The sequence below is a fragment of the Coleofasciculus sp. C1-SOL-03 genome, from assembly GCF_040220555.1.
GTDB lineage: Bacteria > Cyanobacteriota > Cyanobacteriia > Cyanobacteriales > Coleofasciculaceae > Coleofasciculus.
Genome location: NZ_JAVJUO010000205.1, coordinates 1 through 11,192, shown reverse-complemented (window position 1 = coordinate 11,192; position 11,192 = coordinate 1). Strand labels below are relative to the sequence as shown.

12 protein-coding genes and 2 pseudogenes are annotated in these 11,192 nt (G+C 46.0%); 6 read left to right on the top strand and 8 right to left on the bottom strand.

The features are described 5' to 3' along the window. Window positions 1-210, top strand: a pseudogene (locus RIE73_RS31545) (hypothetical protein); the annotation flags it as partial. A 74-nt stretch (window positions 211-284) separates the two neighbouring features. Here RIE73_RS31545 and RIE73_RS31540 read toward each other — a convergent pair. The 5 genes from RIE73_RS31540 to RIE73_RS31520 form a co-directional block, all read right to left on the bottom strand. After that, window positions 285-572 carry a DUF499 domain-containing protein gene (locus RIE73_RS31540; RefSeq protein WP_446404922.1) on the bottom strand — a complete coding sequence of 96 codons (288 nt, stop codon included), beginning with the start codon at window positions 570-572 and terminating at the stop codon, window positions 285-287. A gap of 213 nt (window positions 573-785) precedes the next feature. Then, the gene (locus RIE73_RS31535; protein WP_446404921.1) at window positions 786-2,360 is read right to left on the bottom strand and encodes a DUF1156 domain-containing protein; all 1,575 of its coding nucleotides are present in this window, start codon (window positions 2,358-2,360) and stop codon (window positions 786-788) included. Between the two features lie 32 nt (window positions 2,361-2,392). Further along, a complete protein-coding gene (locus tag RIE73_RS31530) occupies window positions 2,393-2,827 on the bottom strand; it encodes an HNH endonuclease (protein WP_446404920.1) in 435 nt (144 codons plus the stop codon). Between the two features lie 4 nt (window positions 2,828-2,831). Further along, window positions 2,832-3,233 (bottom strand): hypothetical protein, encoded by a 402-nt coding sequence (locus RIE73_RS31525; RefSeq protein ID WP_446404919.1) that lies wholly within the window; start codon window positions 3,231-3,233, stop codon window positions 2,832-2,834. A 48-nt stretch (window positions 3,234-3,281) separates the two neighbouring features. Then, entirely contained in the window at window positions 3,282-6,617 is a 3,336-nt protein-coding gene (locus RIE73_RS31520; RefSeq protein ID WP_446404918.1) for a helicase-related protein, read from the bottom strand. A 450-nt stretch (window positions 6,618-7,067) separates the two neighbouring features. Here RIE73_RS31520 and RIE73_RS31515 point away from each other — a divergent pair, with 450 nt between their 5' ends. Then, window positions 7,068-7,271, top strand: a complete 204-nt coding sequence (locus RIE73_RS31515) for a DUF2949 domain-containing protein (protein WP_446404917.1) — start codon at window positions 7,068-7,070, stop codon at window positions 7,269-7,271. Between the two features lie 98 nt (window positions 7,272-7,369). Here RIE73_RS31515 and RIE73_RS31510 read toward each other — a convergent pair whose 3' ends face one another. From RIE73_RS31510 to RIE73_RS31500, 3 genes are read right to left on the bottom strand one after another with little or no spacing between them, the layout of a single operon-like run. After that, window positions 7,370-7,573, bottom strand: coding sequence for a hypothetical protein (locus tag RIE73_RS31510; RefSeq protein WP_446404916.1), 204 nt, complete (start codon window positions 7,571-7,573; stop codon window positions 7,370-7,372). Window positions 7,574-7,575: 2 nt separating this feature from the next. Then, complete coding sequence (locus tag RIE73_RS31505; RefSeq protein WP_446404915.1) at window positions 7,576-8,262, bottom strand: Uma2 family endonuclease; 687 nt, start codon at window positions 8,260-8,262, stop codon at window positions 7,576-7,578. A 36-nt stretch (window positions 8,263-8,298) separates the two neighbouring features. Continuing rightward, on the bottom strand, window positions 8,299-8,769 hold the full coding sequence (locus RIE73_RS31500; protein WP_446404914.1) for a hypothetical protein: 471 nt from the start codon (window positions 8,767-8,769) through the stop codon (window positions 8,299-8,301). Window positions 8,770-8,889: 120 nt separating this feature from the next. Between RIE73_RS31500 and RIE73_RS31495 the strand changes: the two genes are divergently transcribed. The 4 genes and pseudogenes from RIE73_RS31495 (at window position 8,890) to RIE73_RS31480 (ending at window position 10,935) form a co-directional block, all read left to right on the top strand. Beyond that, the gene (locus tag RIE73_RS31495) at window positions 8,890-9,102 is read left to right on the top strand and encodes a helix-turn-helix domain-containing protein (RefSeq protein ID WP_446340786.1); all 213 of its coding nucleotides are present in this window, start codon (window positions 8,890-8,892) and stop codon (window positions 9,100-9,102) included. A 352-nt stretch (window positions 9,103-9,454) separates the two neighbouring features. After that, window positions 9,455-9,832, top strand: a complete 378-nt coding sequence (locus tag RIE73_RS31490) for a hypothetical protein (RefSeq protein ID WP_446404913.1) — start codon at window positions 9,455-9,457, stop codon at window positions 9,830-9,832. After that, window positions 9,813-10,130: pseudogene (locus RIE73_RS31485) on the top strand (Uma2 family endonuclease); the annotation flags it as partial. The gene RIE73_RS31490 and the pseudogene RIE73_RS31485, both read left to right, overlap by 20 nt. 439 nt (window positions 10,131-10,569) lie before the next feature. Further along, window positions 10,570-10,935: a protein-tyrosine phosphatase family protein gene (locus RIE73_RS31480; RefSeq protein WP_446404912.1), complete on the top strand. Its 366-nt coding sequence runs from the start codon at window positions 10,570-10,572 to the stop codon at window positions 10,933-10,935. Window positions 10,936-11,192 lie beyond the last annotated feature (257 nt).

The following is an 11,192-nucleotide window of genomic DNA, read 5'->3' as shown; positions in this document are numbered from 1 at the left end:
AGTGAGAGATTGCCGCGCTCTGTGTCCGCCTATCTCGGAGTGAATCCGAGAAAGCACGTATGGAGCGCTCTATATCAATTTAATAATTTTATGGGTCGATGCCCTGTAGTCAATCGTAGGCACGATTACTATAGTGTCTCTAACTGGGAGCCGTTGGTTAAGACTGATATCGAGCAACAATGCCGGGTATCAGCCAAGCGCAAGCGTTAACGGTTATCGACCAAAAGTTACACCGTGGACTTATACCAAGACAGAATTACTTGTGGGTAGGTTTGTCTAGGTTTTTAGAAGCGGTGAAAGGGGTAACTTTGGCGAAAGCGCTGTTCAGCTAAATTCTTTTCTTTGTTGGTTTGTTCGTCTAGATTGGCGATACCTTTGAGGGCGGCGACAACTTGGGGGGAGAATTTCGTGCGATCGCGGATAGAATCGGGGGTAAATAACCGACGCCGTAGCACTTCCGCTACATCGTCTTTGCCCACAGGTTGCACTCGTTCTTCCTGCTGTCGTTGGAAAATAGCGGCGATATCTTGAGTCAGTTCTCTGCCAAAGGTATCATTTTTACTGGGGTTGATAACAGACAGCCAGTATGATACTATATGGTCATATTGGCTTAAATTTACTCATATTGGCGATATTCCTTTGAGAGAAGCCGTTCATGGAAAGCTTCATCGATTTCCGGTGAAAGTCCATAAAGTGACCGCCGAAGCCAGATGTAGAAGAAATCCATCAAGTCAGAGTACGAAATCGCGTCATAATATGGAGGATCTGTGACAACAACATCGACCTCACTCAGATGAATAGCCTTGTTTTTGCATTGCCTCGCGGATAGCGCGAGTTTGCTTAACAAAAGTTCCCAGTGCTAATAGCTGACGAGGTGAAAATATATCTTTCCATTGCAATAGCCCATAAATTCTCAAAGAGCATGAGTTCTGCTTTGACCCTGCAGGAGGTGGCGTCGGCTCCTCTGGCAACCCAAATGGAATCTCAGCAAATACCCCTTCTAATTCCTCCTCAGCCTCAGCCGCCATCTGAATTTCTTCTGCTGTTGGCAACCGATACTCTTTCCCCTTATCCCCATCCACCACAACAGCCGTCATCACCGCACCCAATCGCCCAGCTTTCCCCTCTAACCGAATATCCTCCATCGTCATAATCGAGGGACAACAAGGACAACTTGCCCCAGATTTGGACATCGTACCCGCGCCAATCTTTTTATCATGTGTCTTCTTCTGTGCCGAATTTCCCCCTACCACAGGCACATCATTTTGGATACCAAACACCACACTATTGTTCGTAGTCAGCACTTTAGTGCTAGTATCACTGTTCGGTTCGGCACTGAAGTGCCTACTACTAACCTGATTGTTCGTAGTCAGCACTTTAGTGCTGGCATCATTGTCTGATGAGTCAGGCACTGAAGTGCCTACTACCAACGGTTCCATCGTCAGCAGCACTCGCTTCTTATCCTTCTTACAAAGCCAGCGAGTTTTTAACAGGGGAATCGTCGCCCGACAGCTTTTACATTTAACCGTTCGCGCCCATAAATACGCCACCGTTGGCTTCCCATCCACCACCGGATAAAACCGTTCTAAATCCCTCTTCGCCTGTTGCAATACCCACCACCCCCAAGCCCGGACGTGCCATGCTAAATCCGCCTCAAGAGTCACCGATGATTCCACATTTGCCACCGCTGCTTCCCAGCCTTTGATCCGATTTTCGTCTTCATCTAATCCCAAACGGGCGAGTTCTTGTTTTAATGCAGCTCCCTTTAACCCCTGTGCCTTAAAAAAAGACGCCATAAACTCTCTATCTTTCAACACAAATGAAGGTAAAGGACGTTTTTGACCCGCTAACTTTTGCGGATACTCCAGAGTACATTTAAGAATAAACCAAGCCACGGGATTAATATCAATCGCCGTCGCCTCACACCCCAATCGCATCGCCTCCAAGGGAATAGCACCACCACCAGCAAAGGGGTCTAAAACCTTCGGCGCACGTCCCCCATACGCCTCCCGAATTTTCTCTTTGAACCAATCTAAATCAGGACTCGATTCTCTCCCCCAATGCAGAATTCCGCCTTTGGTTTCTTCTTTGATTGTTTCTTTCGCCTTGCCCTCGTTTTTGATTTTTTCAACAACTGTGCCGCCCAATCGTTTGAGGATTTCATCCCGTTCTTTCTTATTGCCGGGGTCGGGTAATAGGGTGGCAATTAAAGCGGCACGACAAGCGGCTAAGGGGCGTCTGGCGGGCCAGATATGTAGTGTAGAAATATGTCCGTGTCGAACATTCTTTTCGTGAACGGAATCAATCGAGGTTTGCTTGAGGGGGAATGCGACTTCAATTAGGCGGGGGGAATCAGTCATTTTAAATAGCGATTTTATACGTTGGAGATGAACTAGCCGTTTTCTGTGGGAGGATGCCAACCAGCGATGACCCATTGTTGTCTAACTGTGACTGATACAATATTATTCAATTGTAGAGCAATAACGGTGGCTCGACCGCAGGCAGTACGTCCCAGAATTTGAGTGCCATCCTTGCTCCAGGCAAAATGTCTTGACCATTTCTGTGTTCTGGGATTAAATAGTTTCACTCGTTTACCCGTTACTGGGTCTTCGGCATGGGTTTGAATGCCTTTATAACCATTACATAGACGACAAGCTAACCATAAATTATCTTCCTCATCTGTACCTCCTTTTGCCTTAGGAATAATATGTTCAATCTCCAAAACTCCTAACACATATTTCTGCAAACTCCGACAGTAACCGCATTGGTTGCCCGCTTGGGTGCGGATTTTATCTCGCAGTGCTTCCGATATCCAGCCTGTGTTCATGCCTTTAATTTAAAGGTTCTCGCAAGCCGCGCTGAACTGCCTCGCGCAATGCCGTGGCTTTAAGTAATAGCTTTTCTTGATAAACTTGCATCAAAGCCCACAATTGAGAACGTTCAGCATCCGTCAGCGTTCCTGCCTGTTGATTATAGAGCAGTTCGCTTAAGCGTTGGTCTTGTTCAGGTTCCATTTGCAGTTCAGTTAAAGTGATAACCTCCTGATTAGAAAGCGTAGCAACCGATAACCTTTCTCTACTCTCAGTTGATCCAGCCTGGGGTATGAGCGGAGAAAAAGAAAGGGCAATCACTTGCGCCAAAACATCAGCTACATTGCGGTTAGTCAATTGGGCAAAATATTCGGCTTTTTGGTATATGTCATCTGACAAGTTTAGGGTAATTTGAGTGGTCATCGTTGTTCAGGTTGATTGTACGCTGGCTGATAGTATTTTTTCCTAGTATTACTCTTGGGAAGCTTGAAAAATTGCTTGCTCATCAATGACTATACGGGTTTTCGTGTTTACTATTAATTTACCAAAGGGGTCTTGAACGCGCCATAATCTGGGATGAGAACTGGCACAATTAAACACTACATAAAGCCAGTATCGTTCTCGCAAATTACAAGCCGCCACCCACTCATTCTCGGTTAACTCCACAGCGCCAATCTGCGCCCGCCCTTTCACTTCTATAGATAACTGCTGTCCATCGCTATACCGAGACAGCAAATCGAAACCAGGATAATCGGTTAATCCCGCCTCCCGCGCTAATTGGGGCGTGGAAACATCCTGCACCACAGCCCCCTGAGACGCTTCAAACTGCCAAGCTTTGTTCATCGCCATGGCTTCTATCTGCTGATCCTGACGCTTCCTCTGTTCTGGATCAGTCGATGGTATCACCAATGCATGAGCCAAAAACGCTACCTCTGCGGGTACAATCAACTCAGGTTCACGGTGTAATGTTGCGATCGCCTCTTCTCTGATCCTAGCCAACTGTCGCTGGCGGTTCTTGATTTTAGTCATTTCCCCCTTAGCACGAGAGTCACCCGCATTGACCTTATCCCTTAATCGTAACCGCCTCGCCGCTAGTTCCGCTTCCTGATAGTCATACCCCCGCTTGAGAAAACTTTCCCGTTCTGGTACTGTTTCTACCAATGCCTGACGGTGTTCCATAACCAAGGATTGAGCGACAAACTCTAAGGCATGGGCTTTAGCCAGTTGGCAAAGTTCCGGTGCTTTGATAACCAAAGACATTCCCTGTGGTGGTATCCCCTCACCCTCTTTTAACAGCGTCAAATACTCCGGTGGTGCATCCTCAATTTGACCCTCTGTCCCTTGTTTTAAACCAATTAACCGAGAGTCGAGAATTTCCTGACGCCCTAACTGTCGTTGAGTCGAGTCCGCTTTTCTCACTACACAAATCAGGGCAATATGAAACAGATAAGGTTGCTGGGCATTCGCGTCTATAAATACACCCCCTCGCAACGCCGCTTGAGCAAATTTACCGCAAACATACTCCCGAAAGCGGTCAAATACAGGTTCCCCCGGATGGAGAAAAACCGCTTCTCGTGTATTTTTAGGTTTATAAACCGTAAGGCGACGACGTTGTTCAGGAGGATAGGCGTCCAACAGCGGTAATAACCAATCCAACGCCCCCGGCTGAAGCGCTTGGAATGAAAAATAACCGTCCAAATCTCCCTCAATTTCAATATCCACCAGCGACGCCGCTTTTTCAATAAAACGTCGCACATATCCCGGTAACAAGCGGCGCAATTCTTCATGCTGCCGTTGGGCATTCAGTTGGGGTAATTGCGCTCTCACATCCCCCGTTTTGCCGAATAAATTGGCGTCTTGCTGCTGTAATGCCTGAATTTGTTCTGGGGTTAACTGCTGCTCAATCTCTCGTTCTGCCTCCTCAGCCCCCTGATCCGTAATCGCCTGTTCCATATAATTTTTGATAGCAACACTCTCAAAAATGCGACCCACCACATCAAACACTTTATCAGAACCCAAATCTCGGCGAATTCGCTCTAACTTATCCAAAAGTGTCTTCAGTACCCGCCCCTCCCTAGTCTTCCCAGCCACTAAATTAATAATAATGACCGGATCATGGGTCTGACCATAACGGTGAATCCGTCCCATCCGCTGTTCTAATCTCGCCGGATTCCAGGGGATATCGTAGTTAATCATCAGCCAACAAAACTGCAAATTAATCCCCTCACCCGCCGCATCAGTCGCCACCAAATACATCGCACCGCCCTCACTTATCGGTTTACGGAAAACCTCCACCTGTTCATCCCGTTCCTGATAAGACATCCCCCCATGAATCTGGGCAACCTGTCCCGTAAATCCCATCCCTTCAAGCCGCCCCACCAAAAAATCTAGGGTATCCCGATGTTCGGTAAAAATAATAATTTTTTGGTTTTTGTAGTCAGGACTACTGATAAAATCCCGCAATTTAGCAAACTTAGATTCTTCTGCTGTCTCATTGACTTGCATCGCCAAATCCAGCAAGTCTTGAACCACCACTCGTTCCGCTTCCAACTCATCAAGTGAAACAGCCGCGATTCCTGCCAAAGCCTGATTTTGGGCAACTTCACTCTCCTCTTGACCCTCCTCAGTCACCTCTTCATCTGCTGTCTTTTCCGCCAAGGTATCGCGCACCTCCCTATCCAAACGCTGCTGGCGACGGCGCAAGTCTTCAATCGAAATGCGACCCGATTCAATATCAGCAATCAACCCATTCAGCTTTTCTAAACGACGTGCAAACGACTGCATCAGCGCATAAGTAGAACTCGCCAAACGCCTTTGAAACACACTCATTGCCAACTTTGCTGCCGAAGGATTTAATATCCGGGCGCGGTTATAATACGACTCAATATAGTCCGTCGTTTGATCATAAAGTGTCTGTTCACTAATCTCTCCCTGAGTTAACTCATAACTCAAGGTATCAGACACCCGCATCGGATAAATGAGACTGCCATCATAGCGCACCATTTCTTCCTTAACCCGGCGCAAAAAATGACGCTGACGAGCCTGATTCGGATAAGCATTAAAGGCATCAAACGTGGACAGTACCTCCGGTTCCAACAATCGCCACAAACAATAATAGGGGAAATCTTTCCCCTGATGAGGGGTAGCTGTCAGTAGTAATAAGTGATGACAATTCCAAGCCAGCGAAAACCGCTCATCTTCTGTCTCAATTCCCGTCAACGCCTCGGCTAATCGATACCGTTGGGTGCGGCGAATATAAAAATCAGGTTCTCTGTCAGCCGATAGCTTGTGGGCTTCGTCAAAAATGACTAAATCGTAGGGAATAACCTCTGATTCCTTTAAACGCGAGAACATCCGCTCTCCCGCTAACGTATCCACGCTCACAATCAGCAAATCACTATCAGCACCGATAAAAGGGTTATCAGACTTTGCTTCACTACCACTGGCAATGCGAAACGGTAGACTAAAAAGCGACATCATTTCCCGTTCCCAATTGCCCACTAATCCAGCCGGGGGAACAATTAAAACTCGATTAATCAACCGACGGCTCAACATTTCCCGAATATAGAGTCCCGTCATAATCGTTTTACCCGCCCCAGCATCATCAGCTAAGAGAAAACGCAGGCGGGGTTGCTTAAGCAGATACTGATAAACCGCAAGACGCTGGTGTGGTAGTGGTTCAATGAGGGAGGTTTCCGTGGCAAACGCTGGGTTAAAAAGATGTCCATAGGTTAAACGTTCTCCCTCCGCCACAGCCCAAACCATCTTAGGATTGCTCAGAAAATCGATTTGAAGGGGGCTTTCCACGATTCCTACTCCCTCAAAAAGGACTGGACTAAACAATCAAAATCGCGATGCCAAAGGGAGTTGGTTTTTCGACCATCACTCCTGTGCCTCACTATCACCTCAATCGGCTGAAAAACTATTGGTAAAAGCTTAGTTTTGCCATTTTCCCAACAGTTGACCGACTGAAATAACACTCCCAACACCTGAGAAAACTGCACTTGAGTTAGTTGTAAACCGTTCCGGATTTCCCGCACCAGCGATACAATATGGCTCGATTGAGTGGTCATGGTGAGAGAATTTATGCTTTCTCCGTTAAGCCTAACCCACCCTTTTTCATCTTGCACAGGGTATATTTACGGATTTTGCCTCCACGCCGGGTGATCCCCAGAATAACTCTAATGGGTGAGGTTTTTTGATCGCCGTTAAGTGTACCTTACTACTAACCAGCGCCAGTACCCCCCACCCAAAACCATGAAATCCCCAGCACTTGACAAGTTTATTCACTTTTTACGAGAAGAGTTGGCGATCCCATCGTCATCGATTTCCTTAGCTTTACGCCATCAGGAAGAGAGTCCTAATTTATTACCAATGACTTTGTGGCAATATGGACTCATTTCATTGGAGCAATTAGACCGAATCTTTGATTGGTTGGAAACAGCACAGCTTCCTCTGTAAGTCCTCTTTAGATTTTAACCTGTCTTGGTACGGCTATGTTAAGGATTGATTGGTGCGTTACGCTTTGCTAACGCACCCTACAGTTTGGCTGTAAATAGTTATAACTGGGGATTGGGTTTTTTAAAGGGCTTTGGCAATGGCACGTCTGGAGAATGCTGCGCTTGATCAAGCTTATAGCCTTCACCTTGAAGTTGTTGCACGAATTGGGTTGACTCAAAGTCGTCCGGTTGTGTTGACGTTGGCGACTGTTTTTGTGCTTGGCTTTGGCGTCGAAGTTGTTTTAGTTTCGCTTTTCGTCCCATGATTACTCCCTCGATAAGGACTTAACAAACATCTGATGTTCTGTTGTGGCTATGCCTTGTTGGACAATCTCCAATACCTTGGCTAAATCTCCAGCGAGTAAGGCAGATTGTTTTAACCACAAGCCAGGAAAGATTTCACTACAAATAATACCATTTTCATTGGGTTCTAGCTGGATATAGTCACCCTCTTGTAATCTAAACCAATCGAATTGCTGATCGTACACTCGCCACACTAAATACTCTTGTACCTGATTACGGCGGTAAACATTAAGTTTGTCATGTAAATCGATGGAGGCGGTACTGGCGGCAATTTCTACAATCAATTCTGGCGCACCTTCGACATAATCGTCATCGCTGACGCAGGATTGCCCTCCTCTCTCAATTCTTAATAACGCATCGGGTTGCGGTTCGTTATCAGTATCCAGGCGTACCGTTGTATTGTCTGCTAATCCGACTCCAGGAGTTGCTGCCCAGTAATTACCCAACCCTGTCATGATTCGAGCATGGGGTTCTCCATGTTTTCTCAGGCGTAACGGTGATGCCATATAAACGATTCCTTCGATTAATTCCGCTTTTTTCACCTGGGGCATAGCATGGTAGCGGCGCTCAAATTCGATGCGGGTGAGTTTATCGCCGTTTTCCAGGGGAGGAAGAGTTAAGGTTGACGCGATCGCACGTTGATCTATCATGGTTTTGTTCTCCTTAAGTTGAGCCAGATTCAGCCGTCAAAAGTAACGCCACCAATATTGTTCTAGCTGATACCGTTGGCGCAGGTGTTGTAGGGCGGCTGTTGATAGCAACCCTTTGACAATGCCAACGAATTGTCCCCACGCTAGCAACTGGGATTCACTCGTTGCTCGGTTGAATTGGTATCCATAGAAGGTTGTCCAAAATTCTGGGGCAATTCGGGATTTCCAGCGCTTGCGCCAACGCACCCTATCTTGAGGGGTGGGGGGTTTGGCTTCCAGGATGGGTGGAAAATCGGCGTAGCTAACAAATCGGCTCAACCCTTTACCGTGAACATAAACGATATGCTGCCAGCATTCGATGCGATAAATCTCGTCGGGAGAGCGGTTAAACAGCAAGGCGACAGTCTCTACCGTGACGAATCGTGCTAAGGGGTGACGGGTGGAGGATTTGTAATGTAGTTTTGATGCTTCAAAGGTGGGCGTTTTTGTGGTATGTGTTGATAACATAGAAGATACTTCCCATTTAATGGGGCATTAATGCGATCGCTCTTAAGTTTGCGAGACAGAAAGAGCGATCGCTTTTTCAGGTTCTCTCATTAAACGATGCAACTGCATCATTTGTCAAGGATGGGGTTAGTTAGGCTAAAGATTCGAGAACTTGCACAAGAGAAGGGATGGACGTTGAAGGAAGTGTCCGACCGTTCTGGTGTAATTTACAGTACGGTGAGAAGTTATGCCCGTCGTCCTGGAATGTCAATGGTCGATTATACTGCCCTCTATAAGTTAGCTCGCACGTTTGATGTGATGATTGAGGATTTGGTTGAGATTTTAGAGGAGTAGAATCAAGCAAATCGTAATCATTTCTAATATCACTGAATAGCTGACTGAAATCTTGCACTGAACCTTTAATCGTTCTCTACACCTTTATGTTTTCGGGTTTCAGTGGTGTTTGAGATTGTGAGCAAGATGCTCACACTACGACAAGGATTCCACCATGATTGATATGACGGTTTAAATGCCGAACAGTGTCCCTGGCTAAGGGCGCACGTCGGTGCGCCCCTACAGTCTCCTAACATCAATGGCACTGAAATAAGCCGTTTTGGATCGCTGCAACCGTACTTCTAGGCAACGTTATAGAACAGCAAGAACTATTCCATGGGTTAGGCTGACGGTAACAGCAGGATGCTACCTAGTGATAGGCATTTTTTGGGTTGAGGCTGAAGGTTGGTTGGCGGCTGGGTTTTTTTTGGGGACTGTGACTGGGACTGGGATGCTGCCTGGGATTGAGGCTAGGACTGAGGCTGAGCGTGAGACTGAGATAGCTGTGGTTTTTTTTGGGACTATTGCTGGGGCTGTGGTTTTGGCTGTGACTGTGGCTGGGGTTGATGGTATAGAGCCCGCTCTCGTTGGGGCGATGAATGGACCTATTGCTGCACTTATGGCTGGGCGTGTGGCTACGAAGAAGTTAGAAGAATCCTTCAGCAAGTTTCACACCTATCTAATTTTGCTGGGAACATCTTTGTTAGGACTGGGATTAGGATCGCTTCTAGGCGTATTACGGCATTTATGAAGTGAACCGCGCCAGGGTTGAAGTTTATTGTTTAGTTGCAGGTCAGTATCAATTAGTAACTGCAAATGAGCGGGGTCATTATCCCATTCTACCGTTAGGTGTTGAATTAGGAATCTGGCAAGGTCGATATCAAAATACAGAATTGCCGTGGTTACGTTGGTGGGATTCTGAAGGTAATTTATTATTAACAGGTCATGAACAAGCCGAACAGGTTCAATCTCAATTAGACCAAGAACGTCAAAGAGCCGAGCGATTAGCTGCACAATTGCGAGCCGCAGGTATTGAACCCGATTTGTGATCTGGTGTTTCGTGGCATTTCACCCTCATCCCCTAACCCCTTCTCCCATCGAGGGAGAAGGGGAACCGGAGTAATTAATAATAAAAAATTTAGTCAGATAAACTTTGGATATACAGCCCATTGTAAGTTCGTGAGTTACTGTATTTTTATCTAATTAATTAGTGTCATTATGTAGGTAAGCTGTTCGGTATTTAAACCTTAATATCAATGATTGCGAAAGCCGTGTAGTGCGAGCATCTTGCTCGCTACTAATACACAATTTAAATACCTTTTAGCTTATACTTCATTGACCTGCAATCTGCTGTAATATCATGTTATGGCGATTGCCAGTAATTTAATGCTGCAAAAAAAAGGGTTTCAGGTGTTTTTATTAGGGGGCGACCGGATATAATATTACCTTTCTTGCTCCCCTCTCCCCTGAGTGGGAGAGGGGCTGGGGGTGAGGGGTTTCTGGCTTAAACAGCCTAATATTGTATCCCATTATATTCCCGTTGAAGATGGTCAACCGCTACCTTTTGAACAGCTAAAATCAGGTATTGAGTTTGTTCGCCAGGAAAAAGCCAAGAGTAAAACCGTGCTAATTGTTTGTGGTGCTGGAATCAGTCGTTCCAGTTTATTTGCTGTAGCCACCTTAAAAGAAGAAGAAAATCTGAGTTTGCTGGATGCATTTCGGCAAGTTCAGATTAAACACCCACAGGCGAATCCACATCCAAATCTGGTAAGCTATCACGCATTTAAATTGGGTATAGATCGCACCAATCGCCTTGGGTTTAAACCCAAGGAACCAAAAGCGAAAGTCGTCTAAAGACGACTGTAAAATATTATGTCTGCTTGAATGCTTTCATTGTGGTGAAGGCAAGGCAGAGAGTAAAAATCAGATGAAATAAGTAAAGCATAAAAATGGCAAAATAGACGATAATGATAATGGTTTAGATAGTCCTAATACACAATTTCTAGTCCACTTTAGTGGACTTAAGCTGTTAGCCAAGAACTTGAGTTCTTGGCGAATGTGCGGACTGATTTAAAATGGTACAAGATATCACCAGATTTTAGCACTGAGCC